This window comes from Shewanella sp. P1-14-1 (assembly GCF_001401775.1).
Taxonomy (GTDB): Bacteria; Pseudomonadota; Gammaproteobacteria; order Enterobacterales; family Shewanellaceae; genus Shewanella; species Shewanella japonica.
Window position 1 is genome coordinate 264,943 of record NZ_LKTL01000001.1, and the last position, 20,079, is coordinate 285,021.

The following is a 20,079-nucleotide window of genomic DNA, read 5'->3' on the forward strand; positions in this document are numbered from 1 at the left end:
AGTAGTCGACCATCATCTTGAATAGTCGAAAAATAATTTATCCGTAAAAATTTGTTGGGTATGTATAGAACTAGGAGAAAACGGGTGGTGCTCGACTATGGTAAACCGTTTGATGGGCAAAATATGAAGCAACAATGGATTCAATAGTCGGTTCGAAAGTTTGACGAACTACGGCAATATTGACATCCGTGCTTGGAAGCGTTTTTTGCAATTGGTGTTGATGAAAACAAAGCGTACATTGTGTACTTGCTCCATCATGCAAATGCACTGAATTATGTGCAGAAGCCGCAAACGACAATAACACGAGCATGGCTGACAGCCAGATCGCTATTAATTGTCTTGTTCGCATTGAATGAGGCAAAGAAGTGTTCTCTGTTTAACAAAAATCGCGACTATCTTAAAAAAATTTGAAAAAAAAGCAACCAGAAGAATGTTACAAATCACTTTTTCTAAATTTTTGTGACTTAACATAGCAACTTATACAAATCCTCGTTAAGCTATTTAAGATTAGCTTAAGCTGTCAAAGCTAAAATATTAGTCATATATTGCTGCAAAGTCAGCCAAGACAGAGGATTTAACTATGATGAATTTACTCAAAGATAACATCGGTATTATATTAACTATGGTCATTATTGGTGTCGTTGTGCTTGGCGGTATTTATTACGTTGAAGCAGCATTAGAAAATCAAGTTCAAGTTGTCGATTAATCTTCTATTGTTGCGTCATCATCTGGCGCATCAATCACAATGAGATGATCCATTAAATGCGTTACCCCTGTAAGAATCAGTGAAATCATGATGATAGGGGTAACGATATTAGCAACACCATCGACAAAATACCCAACGAAACCCGCTATTACTGCTGCATAAAATCCCAATACTTTCAGTACAGTTAATATCACATGACGGCCTAACCATGCTCGACAATGGTAGCATTGTATTTGCGCTGAAAACCCATTGCCACGGCTAGCAGTCACTTTCGCCAACGAAATAGGTTGATGACAATGTGGGCAGGCTATTCTTGCCATATTAAATTTACCTGAAAATAAAAAGTGCGTAAGTCTATCAAATTATCGTCAAACTTCCCGCAATAACTTATCATTAGCTTTCTACTATACTGACAGGAAGTTTTACCATGCCAAGAATTCTGTTTATTATTTGCTGTTTACTCAGTGTAATTTGCTTTTCTGGTACCAGTTATGCGGCGCAAGTTAGCCCTGAGACTGACAAAAAAATTCAACAACTACAAAAAACCATCGATACCGACATTATTTGGCTTAAAACTGCTAAAGGTGAACTTAAAGATGTCAGCGAATATCGCATCCGCAATAAAACCAACTTATTAAGAGAAGAGTTAGCAACGCTAATCAATCAACCAGACCCTGATTTAGCTTACTTGGTTCCACAAGTGAATAAGCAGCTGGTGTTTCTTGATAAAGTCGGTCAATACCTAGATGCAAGAACGGGTGAGTTAAAGCTCGCTTTAGGTGGTGATAATGATGTAGAAATCATGCGTGATATTATCAAACGTGAAGAAGATCGTGACCATTACTTGCAAGCAGAATTAGAAACGATTAATTGGGGTAAGACGCTTAACATTAACGTTGATAATGCCGAAGCTGCGTTAACTGCAGAAGTCTTACTAAGAGCTGATTATTTCGAAAGCTTAGTTACCTATACTCAAGTACAGCTTCAAGAAGCGGTTGCCGAAGCTTCTGATGCTGGCGCTGACATTACTGCTGAGCAAAAGAGCAAAGTGTCATCTTTAAAAGATCGTTTGGCAATGCACACCGCAAGCTTGAATATTGCCATCGAAATGCTTGAATCACTCGGCCAAGACACCACACAGATTAAACAAACATTATTCAGTGTCTCTGGCGATATTACTCAAGATGTTCTGAATTTTGATGTGGCTTCTAGTCTCATTGAAGAATGGATGACGATTGCGAAAAACCAAGCTTTGGAAAACGGTGCAGGCGTAACGTTTAAAGTGATTATTTTCTTGATCATTTTATTCCTAACAAGCTTAGTCGCTAAGCTCGTTCGAAAAGTGGTGCGCAAAGCCGTTAACTCATCAAAACTTAACTTCAGCATGCTATTGCAAGACTTCTTCACATCCATTTCAGGTAATGTGATTTTTGCCTTAGGTTTATTAATTGCACTGTCACAACTTGGCTTTGAATTGGCACCATTATTGGCAGGTTTTGGTATTGCGGGTGTGATTATTGGTTTTGCTTTGCAAGACACATTATCTAACTTTGCATCGGGTATGATGATCTTAATCTACCGTCCGTATGATGTTGGTGACTTGATCAATGCAGCTGGAGTAACAGGTCGTGTTAGTCATATGAGCTTGGTATCAACAACGGTTAAAACCCTAGATAACCAACGATTAATCATTCCAAATAATAAAATTTGGGGTGACACCATTAACAATATTACTGTTGAACAAGAACGCCGTGTCGATATGACGTTTGGTATTGGCTATGGCGATGATATCCCTAAAGCTGAAAAAATCCTTACCGACATTGTTATGGCTCACCCAAAGGTCAAGCAATTTCCTGAGCCTACGATTAAGCTTCATACCTTAGGTGAATCATCAGTCGACTTTGTGGTGCGCCCTTGGGCAGATCCTATCGACTACTGGGATGTATACTGGGATATCACCCGTGAAGTGAAAATGCAGTTTGACGCTCAAGGGGTTAGCATTCCATTCCCACAACGGGATGTACATATTTACCATGAAAAAGCGGCTGATTAAGCCTATTTAATTGATACAAAAAGCCCGAGTGAATAACTCGGGCTTTTTCTTTGCGCATATACAGGTGTACCACAAGCATTAATCTAGGTAAGTCATATTACCAAGCAAATGCGGACGACGACCTTTAATATCACGCATTTCAAATCGTTTACCATTTTCCATACTTTCAAAAGCAAAAGTGACTTCTGATGGCATAAAGACAGGTAACTTGAATTCAACATCGACTTTAAACGGCCTCTCACCAATAAACTGCATTAATGCCGCTAATGAACGAGCTTTTGACCACATGCCGTGAGCTAATACGCGCTCAAAACCGAAACGTTTAGACACGATAGGATGAAGGTGAATCAGATTATAATCCCCAGAGGCTTTAGCATATTTACGCCCTAAATCTTCAGGTAATGCCCAAGTTTGCACATCTTCCCATGTCATATCTGAAGCTCTAGGCGGTCTTGCTCTGCGCCCTTTGGACTCAATGCGATATAAGTAAGTTGATAATGCTTCCCACACCAATTCCTGTCCTACATACACCTTTGATACAAGCTCAAACTCAAGGCCTGCATCTGTGGTCTGACTGCTTGTCAGCTCACACTGCACATCAAACGTTTCATCGGCATTGATGGGTCTGTATAGACTAATGCTGTTCTTGAGGTGGATCATACCTAGCAATGGAAAGGTGATCGCTTTATGGGTAAAAATGCTGGCATGAAGTCTAAAAGCTAACACGTATAAAAACGTAGGAGGTAACACTTTGCCATCAAAACCAAATTGGCAAACATCAGCATATTGCTGAATTTTTTTATCACTGAGGTGAATATTACTGACCTGCACATTGATGTTTGGCAACGGTTGCTGATCCCAACCAGGCTTGCGCGATAATAATATCTTTCGATACAGAGACAGCAACGATGGCATCGAAGCTAATTCTATAGAGTAGTCGTGACTCAAGAGAGTTACCTTTTGTTTATTAACTGAAAAACGCAGTATTTAGCAAACCTAAACACTGCGTCATTAAATGTTTCAATGCTGCTATTATACATCTAGATTGATAACATCAGTCAAAAAATGCCAATTTTTACTCTTCAAATGGAAAACAACATTACATTATCGATACTCATTACAGGTCATTTTCCAACAATCGATCACATCGGCACCTGCATTTCGTAACAACTCGGGCAAGGCTTGTTGACCTACGACATGCCCAGCGCCAACAATGACGAACAAGCATTGATAATGACTATCTTGTAAAATCTCGATGATTCGTTGCGTCATCGTGTGGTTTCTTTGCCAAAGCAATTTAGTTAATAGCTCATCAGATTCTTCTGCTTGATGCTCCATAATATCTGCGAGTGCTTGATGATCGCCCGAACGCCATGCTGATATCAGCTCAAGCATCTCGCCATCGGTTGCGTTAATCGCTTCATCCAATAATTGCGCTTGAGTTTTATCTGAAAAAGAAGAAATGAGGTCGAACTGAAATTCAACACTTTCAAGCTCAAGTAATGGCTTGGCCGGATCACGAGCCACAAATGTCACATCGACGCCTGCTTCAGGTGAAAACCCCAATTCAGCAAAGCGCCCAACACCGATTTGGTTTGCCTGAAGCCAAGTAGCAAGCGGCTTCAAACCGTCGCACATGGTTTGGTTTTTACCGCAAAAAGCCGGATATAAACTCGCTATGTCGGCTTGTTTTCCTTTTGCAAAACCATACTGCTGCAATAGGTGTTGTATATTGGCTTTAGTCACATCTGCTTCAATCACTAATGCATCTGACTCGACAAAACTTTGTTCTATTTGCAAAGGTAAAGGATAAAAGTCGGCTTTGCCAATATGAATAGAGCCCAATAAGTATATTTGTTTATTTTGATAACTGGCTTTGAAGAAAGGTGGTTTATCAGTTTCTGCTGCACTCGCATTAACAGATAAAGCTAACGCAAGTACAACCCCAACGAAAATGAATCTAAGCCTCGTTAATAATGTTGCGGTGATTTTTAACGGTAATTCACTTGTTAGTCCCATGCCAGCCCCTTATAATTTAACTTAATTTTTATGATGTAATGAGGCTATCATGCCGTATACCCAAGTTATCCAGCAATTAAAAGAAAGTCTGCAAACAGGATATCGTCAAGCCATTGATGCCGATAAAAGACTCGACGAACTGCGCCAAGCTGGCCATGGTAAGTTTGTTGCAATCTTCACTGAAGAACAAGGCTTTACCCAAAAAAGTAATCGCTTTTTACCTTATGTTCAAGAGCTCGCAAATGAACTTGAAGAGCTTCAAGGTCTCAGCCATATACCTCCAGAAATGTTAGAAGCTCATGTAAAAAAAATTGGCGCATTACTGCAAACTTTGCATTTGTTTAAACAAAATACTAAGTAGCACCTACCACTTGTTAAAAACGCAGCCCACGGGCTGCGTTTTAGTATCAATCAACTCCGCTTTGGTATTTTCACATTTAAACAATCCACTCCTTTGAAGAATGAGCTTGAATAGATTTCAAGTTTATCTGTTAGTTTTGTGCATACATATGTTATCAAAGACATATTTTTGTCATTTTTCTGCCATAGACTGATGGAAAAAAATCCAATGGAACTGATGTAATGAGTGTTATAGATTTAGAAAAAGAACTCGAAAAAATAATATATAAACAATCTATCAATGCCATCTTTCAGCCTATTTTCAACATATCAACTCAAAAGGTTCATGGTTTTGAAGCGTTAAGCCGAGGGCCAGAACATAGCCCGCTTTATTCTCCAGTACCTTTATTTAAAACTGCAGAACATCTCAATAAACTCAGTGAATTAGAAACACTCTGCCGCAGTATTTCTATTAATGCTTTTAAAGCGTGTCAGCTTAAAGGTAAGTTGTTTATCAACATCTCGCCAAAAGCGCTACTCGATCCTGACCATCCTAAAGGGCTAACCCTGCAGCTGATTAAACAAATGGGGCTAAAGCCTGAAGATGTGGTTATCGAACTATCAGAGCAATACCCAGCCGATGATATTGATTTATTAAAGGACTGTTTGAACCACTATCGCAATCAGGGCTTTCTCACAGCAATTGATGACTTAGGCGCAGGGTACTCAGGATTACGCTTATGGTCTGAACTGTCTCCTGATTATGTCAAAATCGATCGCCATTTTATTCATCAAATTGACAGCACGGCAGTAAAGCAAGAATTTGTGCGCTCGATTGTGGAGCTTTGTCAAAATCTGACTTGCAAAGTCATTGCAGAGGGAATCGAAACCCCAGAAGAGTTAACCATGTTAAAGCAGTTAGGGGTAACTTATTGCCAAGGTTATTTATTGGGTAGACCCAACATTAAACCCAATACGCACATGGACTCAAACTTGGTGAGCATGCCTTTGCCGCCGCAAACACGTTATTGCGAAACAGCTGAAAGTTTATGTTCATCAGCCAATATCGCGCCACCTGAGACAAAACTGAAGCAACTCAGTGAGCAATTTATTGCTCAACCAGCACTGCAAGCAATTGTCATCGCTCAACATGGCCATCCTGAAGGCATCGTCAGTCGCAATCATATTCTGGAATTATTTAGCACACCCTATGGCCGAGCCCTTCATGAAAACCATCCGGCGAGTGCAGTAATGGACAGACAAGTATTGCAGATTGATGCAAGTGAACCTTTGTCAGCGGTAAGCCAACTGCTAACCTCTGAAACCGCCACTACCGTTGCACAACAATTTATTATATTACGACATGATAAATTAATCGGGATTGGCCACACCAAAGATCTATTACAACGCATAACCGAACATAGAATTAAAGTCGCTAGACATGCTAACCCGCTTAGCAACTTACCTGGAAATGTTCCTATTCAAGAAGAGTTAAAACGCTTACGATCCCAGAAAAAGCCATTTTACTTAGCGTATTTCGATTTATGCCACTTTAAACCTTATAACGATATTTATGGTTTCTCACGAGGTGATGAAGTCATCATGCAAGTGGCTAACTTACTAAGTCATCATCAAAATGAACGCTGCTTTGTCGGCCACATAGGCGGAGATGACTTCGTGATGATTTGCACTTGCCAAGATGCACTCACTCACGGTAAAGCCATCGTAGAACACTTTGAACAAAGTAAACGCACTTTTTATTCAGCAGAACATTGGCAAACTCAAACGATGCATGCCAAAGATCGCCAAGGTAATATGGTCGATCACCCTTTAATTTCACTATGTGTTGGTGTACTACCACCTGCGATGACCCATGATACAACGGATCATGAATTATCAATGCTCAGTGCTGAAGCCAAAAAACAGGCTAAATATGTACAAAGTAAGGTTTTCACCTTAGATGATAGGCAACAAAAAACGGCTTAATAAGCCGTTTTTATTGTATTGATTGAAGCTATCTCAATGGCGCGATTTATAGCACTGGCTCTACGGTTTTCTTTAACCAATCTTTCAACATACGAGTTTCATACTCAAATGGTCGTTGATTTCTTGTAGAATTAGCACCGTACATGAAGTTCATGTCAACTAGCTTTTCATCTCCGGCAATAACAACGTTATCGCCTTCAGTGATACGGTAAGTAAACGTCATTCTAGGTGGGTACAAATCTTTAACGATTCGTAATTCATTAGCAGACGTAGCCCCGAACGTTGGTCTTAAGTCGCCTGCTAAGTCCACATCTGAAACTACCATTTCGAGTTTCTGATTTGGCTTGAGTATCTTCTCAGCTTCTTTATTGATATTTTTAGTTATGGTATCAAAAAAGCGTTGTTCAAAGCGCGACTTAACTTCTGTAGCCGTTTTTAAATCACGATAATTTTTAGGCTCTTGCCATTCAACTTTAACGATGCCCTCTTCTGTGACTGGGTTTTCAATCACTTCTTCATCAGCGATAGCAACATTACACATTAGTGCGCCTGCAATAAGTAAATGTTTAACTTTCATATATAGTCTCCTGGCAGTGAATTTGTCGCAATGTATTCATTGCATCTCAATATAATAAGCCCAACCTGTATATAAGCTTAACGCAAAGCGACTTCCTTTGCTGTAAGACATTCACCTTTATACAAGCAAGTAAAATAGGGATAAATATTATTAGCTGCTTTTTTGTTCAGCTTTTGTTCAGTCAGTGATTGCTAATATACATCCCAAGCAAACGTACTGCATCATATCAACCCCATTAGATGATTGCGTCACTGCCATTAACGCTCAAGGAATTAGCGCAACAATAAACCTACGAGTTTTAACTGGAGTAATACTATGAACTACATCACTATGAACAACGCTAAAGTAACTATGACTAAGAAAATAACCCTTGCTGCGACCTTTTTCGTCACAATGGCATTATCTTCTTCAAGCTTTGCTCATCAATTTGATGTCGATGCAGAAGGCCAACAAGCGATTCAAGAACATCACCAGTTAATGAACCAGCACATGGCTTCGGCAGAACAAGAGTATACCGCTGAACTTGAACGAGACTTTAATCAGCAGCTTGAAACTGCAGAGCATAACTTCATGGAAAAAAAATGCGCTAATCGTGGATTAGACTTTGATGACGAATCTGAAGTGTGTGAAGGCTAAACCTTAAAGGTTAGTTACCGATATGAAAATGCAGCCTAATGGCTGCATTTTAGGTTTTCTGAACGTTAAAATGGAAATAATGCACTGAGTTTTGGATAGTTCTTTTTAAGATCTTTCTTCTTGGTACTAAACTTTTTACCCTGGGGAGTATGCTGCCCGGAAGGAACAAAAGGTAATTCATTACCTGTTCTGTCTTCATAGAGTTGCCCTGCTATCAAGTCAAAGTCCTCAATAAAAGGGTATGCATAATCATCTTTTGTTGGCCACAAAGTCAGCTCTCCTAAACAATCGGGATCAGCAATCACCTTGTTATACCAGTCTTCACCCAGAGAAAGTAAAAAGCCTCTAAACTCTGCGAAAGCATAATCAGAATCACAACCTGTGATAATGTACGCCGCTCCCCATATATTCCAATGATAACTACGGCGCATCTGCTGTCCGAACATTTTATCAAATGCGGCTAATGCGTCATCATCAAGCTCGGTTAGCTTAGCCGTCAGTTCACTGTGGCACTGCTGCTCTGATTGTTGCGGCTCAGTACGCGTCACTAAGTCCCAAAATTCAGCTTCTGTCATGTCACTTTTCCTAATCTTTTTGGAAACTATTCACCAAAATATCTCAACTCGCGTTATTCTACACCACAACGAACTCATTGCTTTACTATCAATAACAATACCTCATGAATAAATTCAGTACCGTTAACAATCCGCTCCCTCGCAGACTTATCATATTGATGGCATTTTACGTCTTATTGTCTATTCTGGCTTTGCTACGTTCATACGCCATTCAAGGAATCGATCTGTTTACGATTGGCGTAATACCAGTACTATTTGGACTCGTTAAACGCACTCACTGGGCCAGTTTAGTGTTAAAAATATACCTCGCAATCCAAACATTGGCGATGTTAGCTTTATCCACAACAGCTATTATTGCCTATCAAATCACCCCTGAAGATGTAAAAGTCGAATTCAACGGAGTGAGTATACCTGTACCGGCTATTGCACTGAGCGCTGTGCTCATTTTGGGGTACCAATATTGGGTCGCGTTTAGCCAAAAAACCACGCAGTATTTGAAACCTGATTGTTAATGTCTTGTGCAAGAATAGCTATATTCACGTAGAAGCTTAAGGTAAAATGTGCCCATAAGACGCATTTATAATAAATAAGAAGAAGTCATTTATGGGCCACCTATCCCCCAGTGAACTATCAATTTTATTGCTAGAGCCTTCAGATACTCAGCGTAAAATTATCACCGCACGCCTACAACAAGAAGGTGTAAATAGCATTCAAACTGCATCAAGTATCACTGATGCAAAAGACATTATCTCAAGACACACTCCAGATTTAGTCATCAGCGCTTTACACTTTTCAGATGGCGAAGCGACCGACTTGCTCAGTTTCATCAAGCAAAGCACTCAATTTAATGACATTCAATTTATGCTGGTTTCTAGTGAGTGTCGACGCGAACAACTTGAAGTGTTCAGGCAATCAGGGGTCGTCGCCATTCTACCGAAACCATTCGATGCCGATCACCTAGCGACTGCGCTCAATTCAACCATCGATTTAATCAGCAACGATGAACTGGATTTAAGTCATTTTGATGTACAAGATATTCGTACATTGGTGGTCGATGATAGCCGAATGGCACGTAATGTCATTAAGCGAACCATTGGCAACTTAGGCATTAGAATCATTAGCGAAGCTGAAGATGGGGCGCAAGCAATAGAACTCATGCAGCAACAGATGTTTGACCTAGTCATCACAGACTACAACATGCCGAGTGTCGACGGTCTAGCACTGACCCAATATATTCGCAACGAAAGTCAGCAATCCCATATCCCAATATTAATGGTCTCATCTGAAGCCAATGATACACATCTTAGTAATGTATCAAGTGCAGGAGTGAATGCACTTTGCGATAAACCTTTTGAGCCTAAACTGGTTAAGCAGCTGCTGTATCAACTATTAGAAGATTAATTTTACTGTGGCACTCGTCATTTTCGCCCCAAAAGCTGGGCAAAGGGGTCATTTACGTCGTAAATGTCACCAAAATGCCCTATTGCTACACATTTATCAGATAAAATGCTTTCAAAGCCCCATGGCTTATGGCATGTTAATCTAGTTTTAAATAAACACATCTATGGAAAGCAGAGAATATCAACATGAACAAAAGTGAATTAATTGCAAAAATTGCAGAAAATGCTGAGTTAACTAAAGCAGAAGCTGGCCGCGCACTAAAGTCTTTTGAAGAAGCTGTTACTGAAGCCATGAAAAATGGTGACAAAATTTCTATCGTAGGTTTTGGTTCTTTTGAAACCTCTGTACGCGCAGCTCGTACTGGCCGCAACCCACAGACTGGCAAAGAAATTCAAATTGCTGAAGCGACTGTACCAAAGTTCAAAGCGGGTAAAACATTAAAAGATAGCGTTAACTAAGATTAACTGCTTGAAAATAAAACCTCCACTTCGGAGGTTTTTTTATGTCTATTGATCACCTTTCTATTATAAATTCGCCTCAAAACTGCACAAAAAAAGTGCACCCCTGCCTCAATACCATGCAACATTTTTGCTACATCATAGTGCGAGAGAACATAAACCCTTAATAGTAAAGCATTTATAAACATGGCACATCATTAGCAATAACTCATACAGATGAAATCAACATTGAACCTTGCTGCCCGATAATCAAGCAACAGGTGAAATGAATAATAAAAACTTTGAGGGAATGAAAATGAAAAAAACCTTATATAAAGCTATTGCGCTATCTACAGGCTTATTATTATCTGGTTCTGCATTAGCAGAAGTCACCGGTAATATCGGCGCGACGTCAAACTACCTATGGCGTGGTGTAAGCCAAACTGATAACGGTGCAGCTGTACAGGGTGGTATTGATTATGCCGCTGATTCAGGCTTTTATGTCGGTGGTTGGGCTTCAAACGTTGATTTTGGTGATGGCACAAGTTACGAGTTAGATATTTACGCAGGTTACGGCGGTAATATCACTGAAGATTTAAGCTACGATATTAACTACCTTTACTATGCCTACCCAGATTCTCCTGGTAGTGTTGATTTTGGTGAAGTCACTGTTGGTTTAGCTTGGAAATGGTTAGATGTTTCTTATTCACACACTGTCAATGGCGGCGATGATATTGCTTCTGATCCACTTGATTCAAAAGACATGATGTATGCACAAGCTAACCTCACATTCCCACTAACTGAATCACTGTCTTTAGGCGTGCATTACGGTTATTCAGATGGCGATATCATTACTAGCTGGTATGGTACTGATAGCTACTCAGAATACAATGTATCGTTAAGCTCTGATACTGATTACGGTACTGTTTCATTTACTGCATCTGATACAGATTTAGATGATGACGACGCAAAAATTGTACTAGGCTACTCGTACAGCTTTGGTTTATAAGCCATAGTCATTCAATCTGGCACCAATGCGAACTAGCTTAGGTCGGCATCGTGCCAATTGTTACACCTCAAACGCCACTCTAATGAGTGGCGTTTTTGTGTGTCAAAGAAACTTTTTGATAACTGCGTTAAGCAAAAAAATAAATAACTGCTACATTGAATTTATAGGAGTAAGTAAACCTTTGGGTGCAATTTGAATGCATATTCTTCGTGGTTGTTTTACAAGAATATCGCAAGCTTCAGCGCTCAATACCCATGATATCAAAGCACGGCTAAAGGCTACCTTTGATATTTACAGCTTATTTGTCACACAGGGACACCACAAATAAGCATGAAATAGAGGGTAGAATAATGGCTAATATTACTGAAAGCATTCCTAACGATACAGAAATCGACGCAATGGTATCACCAAGAAATAAACGTTCAGCTGAAATTATTGAACGAAAACGTCAAGTTAAACGACGCTTAGATGACTATCTTGAACAAGCAGAATTACGTAAAAGTTTAGGTGACGACTTAGAAGATGATTTTTAAACTTCATTTAACCTTACTCAGCTTGCCAAATTAATCCCACGACTTAAGGTAATACGCTAAGCCTGCGCACTCCAGATATACTGTGCAAGTCGGATACTTCTGCTCACCACATTCAGTGATAACCAGTGCATTGCCGCCCCTATCAGCCGTTTGACCTCTTAAATCGTTTTTCAATGCGCTAAGACTTGGAATCGGGTAACGCAAATGATCTGCCGACACACTGCAAAAAGAAGTAAAAACTTCACCTAATGGGTCGTTTTCGTGACTATAAAGTTCACTTGGTGAATACAAATCAACGGTTGAAGCCTCAACCTTAGCGACTACATACTCTTCTGCATTGGTGCGAAATTTAACGCCATTACAACCAGCAAGCACGACACTCAGCAAACAGATTGTATATACGCTTATAATGTTATCTATCTTCATAAAATCCCTTTTTGTTGGCATACACATCCCAGTATATGCCTAATCCATTTTTTATCCTTGCGCATTTAACTGCTTTTGTTTAGCAAAGTATTCACGGGTTAGTGCAAATACCACAGGGCTTAACAATGCTAATGCAATCAAGTTTGGAATAGCCATCATGGCATTTAATGTATCTGCAAGTAACCAAATAAACTCAAGCGAACTCACAGCACCAATCGGTACCACTAAGGTCCAAATTAATCTAAATGGCTTAACGACTTTATCACCAAATAAATACTGCATGCATTTTTCACTGTAAAAGCTCCAACCTAGGATGGTCGTAAAAGCAAATACAGCTAATGCAACGGCAACAATATAATTACCCATAGGCAGTGCATGTGAAAACGCAAAAGATGTTAACGCAGCGCCTGTTTCACCCGAAGTCCATGCTCCCGATACAATAATAGCCAAACCGGTAATCGAACAAACAATAATCGTATCGATAAACGTACCTAACATCGCCACTAAGCCTTGTTTAACAGGCTCATTGGTTTGCGCAGCAGCATGGGCAATAGGCGCACTACCTAAGCCTGCTTCATTTGAGAACACACCACGAGCGACACCAAAACGAATAGCAGCCCACACAGCGGCACCAGCAAAACCACCTTGGGCAGCAACAGGGTTAAATGCACTATGAATAATCAACTGAAATGCGGCTGGTACTTGGTCAGCATAAACAACTAACACGGCTAAGCCAGCTGTAATATAAAATAGGGTCATTAAAGGGACAAGTTTACCGGCAACGTCTGCGATGCGTTTGATACCGCCCATCAATACAGCACCCACAAGCACCATCAGCACTAAACCAGTAATCCAGTTAGGCACACCAAAGTTGCTGCTCATTGCGTCAGCAACTGAGTTGGTTTGCACAGTGTTACCTATACCAAAACCAGCAAGCGAGCCTAAAAGCGCAAATAACGTGCCTAACCAAGCCCATTTGCTGCCTAAACCATTCTTGATGTAATACATGGGACCGCCCACATGATTACCATTTCCATCTTTTTCACGAAATTTAACCGCTAAGACAGCTTCTGCAAACTTGGTAGCCATACCGACTAACGCCGTACACCACATCCAAAATAACGCGCCTGGTCCACCAAGAAATATCGCGGTTGCAACACCGGCAATATTACCTGTACCAATGGTTGCCGAAAGTGAAGTCATTAAAGCGTTAAACGGACTAATTTCACCTTTATGTTTATCGTCGGATGAATCTCGACCAGACCACAATAACTTAAAGCCTGTGCCTAATTTTAGGATTGGCATTAATTTCAGTCCGATAGACAGAAATAATCCCACTCCTAAAATCATCACTAACATGGGGACGCCCCACACTATGCCATTAACTGTATTTACAAATGCCGTCACTTGTTCCATTGAAAACCTCATAATGCGTTAATTATTTCTTGTTATTATTTTTAGCTGTTTCTCTTTTGATTCATCCGCTATTTCACTCAATAGGGCTAAGTCATTTAAAGAAAAATTAAGATTACCTGCATTACACACAAATTGGAAACATCATCATTAAAAGCAAAGGTATTAAATGCAATAATCTCAATAAATCAGTCAATTGATTAGGCTAAATAAATAAAAAAGGCACTACTAATATTGTAGTGCCTTCACAGTTTGGTATTTATATCGCCCTAGAAATATCAAGCAATGCAATAAAACTTAAACCCATTCAATCCAAAATCAACTTTAAGCTATCTAAGCCTTGTTGTAAGTCATTGCCTATAATCGTTTCAAAATCCATGAACAAAAACATCAAATTCATCGGATAATCGAGATGCCCTTTAAACCCCCAATTAAGTCGAGTTTGATTGTCTGACAAGGATTCAGTGGTCATATATGCTGGCTCAGTTGCTTCAAAAGGGCTTAAAAATCTAAGTTCGAAATCAATCCTCTCTCCCTCAACAATCGCCATTATCTCTTGTTCACCGACGCCAACATCTGGATTATCACTTGCCCAAGCTGACACAAATCCAACCGTTGCATCTGTCCCACGATAGGTTTTTTCCATATCGGGATCCATTTGTGCCCATTTACTAAAATTATTTTGATTCTTGAGGTGTTTTACATAATCAAACACAATCGCTTTAGGTTGGTTAATCACAATTGTTCGCTCAACTGAGTAATCTTTTTTGATAAAGATCGCCGCGATAAATGGGATTGCAATTATGATAGCAACAACTAGGAGTATTTTTTTTATCATGGTGTTTTTCCTAATTAAAGTAATGATTAAGTATATCAATCATTCCTGACACCACAATTTTATTTTAACATAATAGCAACACTACTTTTTGCAAAGAGACTCATAGCAAGACTGACACACACAAGCTTTTCCCCTCAATTGCGCTTTAACAGCAGCAGAAATGGTGCCACGAGCTGAAAGAGAAAGACACCAACACGCCTCAATAGATAAACCTTTGCTGACAGCACAAGCATTTGGCTTATTGCAGATAGGACAAATTAAAGGTTCAACAACATTAGCTTGACTCAGTGATATCCCCTCTTGAGTTACTTGTTCTTGAGGATGATAGATTTCAACAATTTGTGTCTTCACAGGATTAACTCGATAGTAGGAATATTAACGATTGGTTCGCAGGCAACGCTAGATGTATAAGCAAGGGTAATGCGATACAACTTTCTATGATATTCATTTTATGATTGATGACAAAATAGAGTGTGATACTACACTATAAAAATAGCACAGTAGATAATAATGCAGCTCATATAATCCTCTGCCTTGAGTAGAGGTGATGCCTCAACCAAATACGTTTTATTATGCTACTGTACTGCGTTGCCATTTATTCAGCGTTTCTACTTTCCCAATGACTTTCCCAATGACTTTTCCAATCAGGCTTACTGACTAGCCTCAGGGAAATTAGGATAAGCCTTTTCGCCTAAAAGTACATTTTGAGGCTTTTTGCCATAATAACCATCATGTTGATGAAAACTGGCTTTCGTTTGCTCTATCTTTCCTTTAAAGCGCGGATCTTGAGGTCGTTCCTGGGCATTAATGTATGCAGCTACATCCCAAGCCTCTTGGACTGAAAGCTGAATACTCTTTCCTAATGGCATATTCTCATAAATAAAGTTAGCCGCTGTATTCACTCGATGCATACCTGCTCCCCAGTTATAGCTCTGCGGCCCCCATAATGGCGGAAGAGCACTTACTTTTGCCATCTTTACTCCTTGACCATCTTGACCATGGCAAGCCTGACAATGTGCAAGATAGACTGAGTTACCTCGCTCTATTGAGTAGGGTTTTTCCGGCTTATCTAACTTAGGAAAGCCGCGACCAGGCAGCATCGTTAACGCTTTTTGATCAAGCTTCGCGCTAATAACCTCAGGTAATGGAAACTCAGGACGATTACCTCCTTTTAGCAACTCAGCATCTGACAATACTGGTACATCACCAGTAAGATTAAATTGATTCATCAAGCCACTCATCGCTAACCAATATGAATAAGCCGACAGAGCAACTAACACATCGCTACCTGATTCAGGGGCTTTGCCATTCATTGAGTAAGTAAAACAACCTTGAATACGCTCCTGATAGCTATTCACTTTGTCATTTTTTTTACGATAGGCAGGATAGGCCATATAAGCCGCCCAAAGTGGCGAAGCATTCGCTTTATTTCCGGCGTTCATATGGCAATTTACACAGTTCAATTCATTGCCAACATACTGATTGCGCATTTGCTGACTATTCACAAACAACTGATACCCCTTTGTGACTTTGTCGCCAAACTCCCCTTTAGGAATCGCAGATAACGCACTCGGTGTTAAATATTGGGCATTAGCATCTTTTGGAACAGAAGGAAGTTGAGCTTGTCTATCGGGTAATTCCGTCGCTGATAATCCCATACTGAGCAACACACCAGCCACCGAAAAGTAATATAGCTTCATAGTATGTCCTTATTTCTGAGCCGAAAAGTATTGAGTTAATGCATCAATTTCTGCAGCGGTGAGCTTTTTAGCAATATTGCCCATCATGTTGTCAACATCCCCTGTACGGGTGCCTTTTTGCCATGCCAATAATTGATTTTTAAAGTAGGTGGGTTCTTGGCCAGCTAACCGCGGAAATTGACCTGCACCAATACCTGACGGACCGTGGCAACTGGTACATGCTGGGATCTCCCGCTCCCAATCACCTTGAAAAGCCAGTTTCTCGCCTATATCGCTAATGACAAATTTATCGCCTCGATACTGCAAACTAATTGCTGCGACTGGTTTTGCAGCAAAAAAATCTGAGACTAATTTAATGGTATCGCCCTGCACCGTCATAGCCATTGCCATCATCGTCGGATTTTGACGTTTACCAGACTGAAAATGAGAAAGTTGCTGGGCCATATAGTCACTAGAAAGGCCTGCTAATCTAGGGCCTGCTACCCCCAAACCTTCACCGTTTACGCCATGACAACTTAGGCATACTTGAGCCGCTGCTGGTACGGTTTCAAGGAGCTCTTTAGGTGAAGCTTCAGGAATACTGGCTGAAACACTAAGGCTTAACGTACTGCCAATTAGCGCCATCCAAAGCCTAGATACACTATAGTTTGCACTTTGTGCCCATTGCGAAGTAACTGTATCGGTGGAACGCCATGAGTGAACTTTGGAAAACCAGAGATTTTTATTCATATATCAGCCTTTTGTGAATAATCCATTTCCTATGCTTTACTCAATATAGTCAATAAAAGAACAGTTAGGTAGGTTGTTTTTTATACAAAAGCAAGATGCAGTTAATTAAGTTCATACTGCTGAATTTTTTCATTAATAATGACTTGGTTTACTGCGATATCTCAAAAACATTAAAGAAAATAACCCACTTGGGTAGCACAAAGCTCAACCACTGCATTACTGTCCCCAACAAAAAAGGCTTACTTCATTTAGAAATAAGCCTTTCATTTACACTAACCATAAGGTGAACAAGCAATTAAAAGTTACTCTTGCAGTAAATCCTTACAAATCTGTACCAGATCGGATTGAACGGCTGCCGCTGTGACTTCTCTGCCAGCACCAGGACCACGAATAATTAGAGGATTACCTTGATAAAACGCACTTCGTATAACAAAAACGTTATCACCAGGGGTTAAATTGGCATAAGGATGATTTGCATCGACCCATTGGATACCTACTTCAGCATGCATTTTGCCATCAACCTTGTCCAAAGAGGCGACATAACGAAGCACTTTATTTTGCTCTGCCGCTGTAGTGAACTGCTGCAACATACTCTGATCAAGTTCCGTGATTCGTGCTAAAAAATCATCTAAAGATAAGTCTGCCAATGCAGCAGGCACCAGTGAGTTTAAGACAATATCCTCTAATTCAATTTCAAAGCCAATCTCACGAGCTAAAATCAATAGCTTACGTTGCATGTCACGACCAGAAAGATCGTCACGTGGATCGGGCTCGGTAATCCCTAACCCTCTTGCCTCAATCACCAATTCTGAAAAAGATTTTTGACCATCATAATGCTCAAACAACCAACACAAAGTGCCTGAGAAAATACCGCCAACCGCCTCAATACTATCACCACTATTACGTAAATCATTCAGGGCGTGTTGTATTGGTAAACCTGCACCACAACTTGCGTTATAACGCCAAAATAGTCTGCGGTTACTCAGCTGTTGTTTCAACTCTCGGTAAAATGGTAATGGCCCTGAACCTGCAAGTTTATTAGCACTAACAACATGAATTCCACGGGCAAATAATTCAGGGTATTGTAAAGTTAAACTGGCGCTGGCACTGATGTCTAGCACGACTAACTCATCACAATCGAGATGCTCTAGTTGCTCGAATAGACTCGTATAATCCCAAGGTTTAGCAGTCGTATCAAACTTATCTTGCCATTGAGTAAGATCAATTCCGTCAGGGCAGATAAGCGCTTCTTTAGAGCTCAGTAATCCCACTAATTGCACAGTGGCTTCAAGCTCACGGTTAAGTGCTGTTGAAGATCGTTGGAATAAATCAATCCAAGCTTCACCGATATTACCGACTCCCAACAGCAGCACGCCAATACGCATGCGTGGACCTGCGCAGCGGCGATGCACTTTTTGAGTGAGTAAGCTCACCTGAGATTTTGGCACTAAGGTCACTAAGCTTAAATCATCTTGATAAAGCGGTTTTGCATCACGACTGAGTAAGCGAGCAAAACTGCGACGATAGTGCTCGGCATCAGCGCTAACCAAGGCGACTAATCCAAGTTCATCGCTCACATGAATATCACTGACATTAAGCGCTTGGGCGTGTAATTCAAGTAAGGTGTGCACTTGCTTTTGATTTTCAACAGTAAAAGCAAGTTCAACTTTATGGTGGGCAGATGTCCAATGAGCTAAAGGAAGGATCCCCTGTTGCGCTAATAATTCAATCAGGTTCTCTGTTGGTGATTGCAGCTTAATTTTAAACAGTACGACCTCATTTAAACTCGTTACAACCGGCGCACTTGCCGAAGAGCTTTGCGGCGCAATCAAGGTAAAATCAGTATGAGATGCATAGCTAGAACGAACAGCCAAACTGACATTGGTATCAAATAACGGTTGTAATGTCCTGCTGTGAAGGACAGGAGAACCTAAATGAGCCAATCTATCCGCTTCCGCCAATGACATACTATTGAGTAACTTGGCATCATTGATTTTATTCGGGTCTGCATTAAACACCCCTTCAACATCAGTCCAAATAGTTACTCGTTCTATATCTGCTAAGCTCGCAATTAAGGTTGCGCTGTAATCAGAGCCATTTCGTCCAAGTAACAGAGTATCACCTTGCTGGTTAGCGCAAATAAAACCAGTAATGACTAATCGCTCATTGGGATGTGCTTCAAGCAGTGCTTGCACTTTTTCACGTGATTGCGCTAATCGAATATTAGGAACTAAGCCTTCGTCAGCAACGAGAATTGAACAAGCATCAACATTGATTGCAGCAACACCTGATTCACGTAAAAGCGCAGCCATTAAGCGCGCAGACCAACGTTCACCAAAGCTGAGCACTTGGTTTAATTCGAATTCATTGCGCTGTTCAAGTGATAACAGGCTGATCAGTTGCGCCTTATCCGTTGATAGACGCTCACGTAAATCTCGGGCTTGTTCGTTAGAGAGCAGCTGCTCAATTAAGTTTTGCTGGTAGCTGATGAGAACTTGTAATTCTTCTTGCCATAATTCGCCCGTTTCCCGAAGCGACAACAGCTTGTATAAAAAGTTAGTGCTTTTTCCCGCAGCTGACACGACGACAAGATCGTCGCAGTTTCCATGAGTCAACAAAATATGGGCGACACGGCGATAACAATCTGCATCAGCAAGACTTGAACCACCAAACTTATGTAAATGACTGCGGGTCATTTTGTA

At 40.5% G+C, this 20,079-nt stretch carries 23 protein-coding genes; 10 read left to right on the forward strand and 13 right to left on the reverse strand.

Going from position 1 to position 20,079, the window contains the following annotated elements:
• Positions 1-70 precede the first annotated feature (70 nt).
• Positions 71-349 (reverse strand): hypothetical protein, encoded by a 279-nt coding sequence (locus AN944_RS21340; protein ID WP_082419829.1) that lies wholly within the window; start codon positions 347-349, stop codon positions 71-73.
• 231 nt (positions 350-580) lie between these two features.
• Here AN944_RS21340 and AN944_RS21945 point away from each other — a divergent pair, with 231 nt between their 5' ends.
• Positions 581-706 (forward strand): hypothetical protein, encoded by a 126-nt coding sequence (locus AN944_RS21945; RefSeq protein WP_259651232.1) that lies wholly within the window; start codon positions 581-583, stop codon positions 704-706.
• Here AN944_RS21945 and AN944_RS01000 read toward each other — a convergent pair.
• Positions 703-1,026, reverse strand: coding sequence for a hypothetical protein (locus tag AN944_RS01000; RefSeq protein WP_055022707.1), 324 nt, complete (start codon positions 1,024-1,026; stop codon positions 703-705). The two genes, AN944_RS21945 and AN944_RS01000, sit on opposite strands and share 4 nt — an antisense overlap.
• Before the next feature lie 107 nt (positions 1,027-1,133).
• Between AN944_RS01000 and AN944_RS01005 the strand changes: the two genes are divergently transcribed.
• A complete protein-coding gene (locus AN944_RS01005; protein WP_055022708.1) occupies positions 1,134-2,759 on the forward strand; it encodes a mechanosensitive ion channel family protein in 1,626 nt (541 codons plus the stop codon).
• Positions 2,760-2,837: 78 nt separating this feature from the next.
• On the opposite strand, the gene AN944_RS01010 is transcribed toward AN944_RS01005, so the two are convergent.
• Positions 2,838-3,707: a MaoC/PaaZ C-terminal domain-containing protein gene (locus tag AN944_RS01010; RefSeq protein ID WP_055022709.1), complete on the reverse strand. Its 870-nt coding sequence runs from the start codon at positions 3,705-3,707 to the stop codon at positions 2,838-2,840.
• A gap of 156 nt (positions 3,708-3,863) precedes the next feature.
• Positions 3,864-4,778, reverse strand: coding sequence for a TraB/GumN family protein (locus tag AN944_RS01015; protein WP_055022710.1), 915 nt, complete (start codon positions 4,776-4,778; stop codon positions 3,864-3,866).
• Between the two features lie 49 nt (positions 4,779-4,827).
• On the opposite strand from AN944_RS01015, the gene AN944_RS01020 reads away from it, so the two are divergent.
• Entirely contained in the window at positions 4,828-5,139 is a 312-nt protein-coding gene (locus tag AN944_RS01020; RefSeq protein ID WP_055022711.1) for a hypothetical protein, read from the forward strand.
• A 221-nt stretch (positions 5,140-5,360) separates the two neighbouring features.
• Positions 5,361-7,103 carry a GGDEF domain-containing protein gene (locus AN944_RS01025; RefSeq protein ID WP_055022712.1) on the forward strand — a complete coding sequence of 581 codons (1,743 nt, stop codon included), beginning with the start codon at positions 5,361-5,363 and terminating at the stop codon, positions 7,101-7,103.
• Positions 7,104-7,149: 46 nt separating this feature from the next.
• Here AN944_RS01025 and AN944_RS01030 read toward each other — a convergent pair whose 3' ends face one another.
• A complete protein-coding gene (locus AN944_RS01030) occupies positions 7,150-7,680 on the reverse strand; it encodes a DUF3016 domain-containing protein (protein WP_055022713.1) in 531 nt (176 codons plus the stop codon).
• Between the two features lie 315 nt (positions 7,681-7,995).
• Here AN944_RS01030 and AN944_RS01035 point away from each other — a divergent pair, with 315 nt between their 5' ends.
• Positions 7,996-8,316 (forward strand): hypothetical protein, encoded by a 321-nt coding sequence (locus AN944_RS01035; RefSeq protein ID WP_055022714.1) that lies wholly within the window; start codon positions 7,996-7,998, stop codon positions 8,314-8,316.
• 65 nt (positions 8,317-8,381) lie between these two features.
• Here AN944_RS01035 and AN944_RS01040 read toward each other — a convergent pair whose 3' ends face one another.
• A complete protein-coding gene (locus AN944_RS01040; protein ID WP_055022715.1) occupies positions 8,382-8,891 on the reverse strand; it encodes a DUF4240 domain-containing protein in 510 nt (169 codons plus the stop codon).
• Between the two features lie 104 nt (positions 8,892-8,995).
• On the opposite strand from AN944_RS01040, the gene AN944_RS01045 reads away from it, so the two are divergent.
• From AN944_RS01045 to AN944_RS01065, 5 genes are all read left to right on the forward strand, one after another.
• Complete coding sequence (locus AN944_RS01045; protein WP_055022716.1) at positions 8,996-9,403, forward strand: hypothetical protein; 408 nt, start codon at positions 8,996-8,998, stop codon at positions 9,401-9,403.
• Positions 9,404-9,494: 91 nt separating this feature from the next.
• The gene (locus AN944_RS01050; protein ID WP_055022717.1) at positions 9,495-10,292 is read left to right on the forward strand and encodes a response regulator; all 798 of its coding nucleotides are present in this window, start codon (positions 9,495-9,497) and stop codon (positions 10,290-10,292) included.
• A gap of 185 nt (positions 10,293-10,477) precedes the next feature.
• Positions 10,478-10,750 (forward strand): HU family DNA-binding protein, encoded by a 273-nt coding sequence (locus tag AN944_RS01055; protein ID WP_055022718.1) that lies wholly within the window; start codon positions 10,478-10,480, stop codon positions 10,748-10,750.
• A gap of 295 nt (positions 10,751-11,045) precedes the next feature.
• Positions 11,046-11,738, forward strand: coding sequence for a TorF family putative porin (locus AN944_RS01060; protein WP_055022719.1), 693 nt, complete (start codon positions 11,046-11,048; stop codon positions 11,736-11,738).
• Between the two features lie 350 nt (positions 11,739-12,088).
• Positions 12,089-12,271, forward strand: coding sequence for a hypothetical protein (locus AN944_RS01065; RefSeq protein ID WP_055022720.1), 183 nt, complete (start codon positions 12,089-12,091; stop codon positions 12,269-12,271).
• A 30-nt stretch (positions 12,272-12,301) separates the two neighbouring features.
• On the opposite strand, the gene AN944_RS01070 is transcribed toward AN944_RS01065, so the two are convergent.
• The 7 genes from AN944_RS01070 to AN944_RS01095 form a co-directional block, all read right to left on the reverse strand.
• Complete coding sequence (locus AN944_RS01070) at positions 12,302-12,697, reverse strand: hypothetical protein (protein ID WP_144430107.1); 396 nt, start codon at positions 12,695-12,697, stop codon at positions 12,302-12,304.
• Positions 12,698-12,748: 51 nt separating this feature from the next.
• Positions 12,749-14,113: a sodium:alanine symporter family protein gene (locus AN944_RS01075; RefSeq protein ID WP_055022722.1), complete on the reverse strand. Its 1,365-nt coding sequence runs from the start codon at positions 14,111-14,113 to the stop codon at positions 12,749-12,751.
• Between the two features lie 304 nt (positions 14,114-14,417).
• The gene (locus AN944_RS01080; protein ID WP_055022723.1) at positions 14,418-14,948 is read right to left on the reverse strand and encodes an SRPBCC family protein; all 531 of its coding nucleotides are present in this window, start codon (positions 14,946-14,948) and stop codon (positions 14,418-14,420) included.
• An 81-nt stretch (positions 14,949-15,029) separates the two neighbouring features.
• Positions 15,030-15,299, reverse strand: a complete 270-nt coding sequence (locus AN944_RS21345; RefSeq protein ID WP_082419831.1) for a cysteine-rich CWC family protein — start codon at positions 15,297-15,299, stop codon at positions 15,030-15,032.
• Between the two features lie 299 nt (positions 15,300-15,598).
• The gene (locus AN944_RS01085) at positions 15,599-16,648 is read right to left on the reverse strand and encodes a c-type cytochrome (protein WP_055022724.1); all 1,050 of its coding nucleotides are present in this window, start codon (positions 16,646-16,648) and stop codon (positions 15,599-15,601) included.
• A 9-nt stretch (positions 16,649-16,657) separates the two neighbouring features.
• A complete protein-coding gene (locus AN944_RS01090; RefSeq protein ID WP_235530819.1) occupies positions 16,658-17,377 on the reverse strand; it encodes a c-type cytochrome in 720 nt (239 codons plus the stop codon).
• A gap of 302 nt (positions 17,378-17,679) precedes the next feature.
• Positions 17,680-20,073, reverse strand: coding sequence for a bifunctional aspartate kinase/homoserine dehydrogenase II (locus AN944_RS01095; RefSeq protein ID WP_055022726.1), 2,394 nt, complete (start codon positions 20,071-20,073; stop codon positions 17,680-17,682).
• Positions 20,074-20,079 lie beyond the last annotated feature (6 nt).

Coding starts and splice junctions, on each gene's coding strand:
- AN944_RS21340 (WP_082419829.1), bottom strand. CDS start 349: ATGCGAACAAGACAATTAATAGCGATCTGGCTGTCAGCCATGCTCGTG.
- AN944_RS21945 (WP_259651232.1), top strand. CDS start 581: ATGATGAATTTACTCAAAGATAACATCGGTATTATATTAACTATGGTC.
- AN944_RS01000 (WP_055022707.1), bottom strand. CDS start 1,026: ATGGCAAGAATAGCCTGCCCACATTGTCATCAACCTATTTCGTTGGCG.
- AN944_RS01005 (WP_055022708.1), top strand. CDS start 1,134: ATGCCAAGAATTCTGTTTATTATTTGCTGTTTACTCAGTGTAATTTGC.
- AN944_RS01015 (WP_055022710.1), bottom strand. CDS start 4,778: ATGGGACTAACAAGTGAATTACCGTTAAAAATCACCGCAACATTATTA.
- AN944_RS01020 (WP_055022711.1), top strand. CDS start 4,828: ATGCCGTATACCCAAGTTATCCAGCAATTAAAAGAAAGTCTGCAAACA.
- AN944_RS01025 (WP_055022712.1), top strand. CDS start 5,361: ATGAGTGTTATAGATTTAGAAAAAGAACTCGAAAAAATAATATATAAA.
- AN944_RS01030 (WP_055022713.1), bottom strand. CDS start 7,680: ATGAAAGTTAAACATTTACTTATTGCAGGCGCACTAATGTGTAATGTT.
- AN944_RS01035 (WP_055022714.1), top strand. CDS start 7,996: ATGAACTACATCACTATGAACAACGCTAAAGTAACTATGACTAAGAAA.
- AN944_RS01040 (WP_055022715.1), bottom strand. CDS start 8,891: ATGACAGAAGCTGAATTTTGGGACTTAGTGACGCGTACTGAGCCGCAA.
- AN944_RS01045 (WP_055022716.1), top strand. CDS start 8,996: ATGAATAAATTCAGTACCGTTAACAATCCGCTCCCTCGCAGACTTATC.
- AN944_RS01050 (WP_055022717.1), top strand. CDS start 9,495: ATGGGCCACCTATCCCCCAGTGAACTATCAATTTTATTGCTAGAGCCT.
- AN944_RS01055 (WP_055022718.1), top strand. CDS start 10,478: ATGAACAAAAGTGAATTAATTGCAAAAATTGCAGAAAATGCTGAGTTA.
- AN944_RS01060 (WP_055022719.1), top strand. CDS start 11,046: ATGAAAAAAACCTTATATAAAGCTATTGCGCTATCTACAGGCTTATTA.
- AN944_RS01065 (WP_055022720.1), top strand. CDS start 12,089: ATGGCTAATATTACTGAAAGCATTCCTAACGATACAGAAATCGACGCA.
- AN944_RS01070 (WP_144430107.1), bottom strand. CDS start 12,697: ATGAAGATAGATAACATTATAAGCGTATATACAATCTGTTTGCTGAGT.
- AN944_RS01075 (WP_055022722.1), bottom strand. CDS start 14,113: ATGGAACAAGTGACGGCATTTGTAAATACAGTTAATGGCATAGTGTGG.
- AN944_RS01080 (WP_055022723.1), bottom strand. CDS start 14,948: ATGATAAAAAAAATACTCCTAGTTGTTGCTATCATAATTGCAATCCCA.
- AN944_RS01085 (WP_055022724.1), bottom strand. CDS start 16,648: ATGAAGCTATATTACTTTTCGGTGGCTGGTGTGTTGCTCAGTATGGGA.
- AN944_RS01090 (WP_235530819.1), bottom strand. CDS start 17,377: ATGAATAAAAATCTCTGGTTTTCCAAAGTTCACTCATGGCGTTCCACC.
- AN944_RS01095 (WP_055022726.1), bottom strand. CDS start 20,073: ATGACCCGCAGTCATTTACATAAGTTTGGTGGTTCAAGTCTTGCTGAT.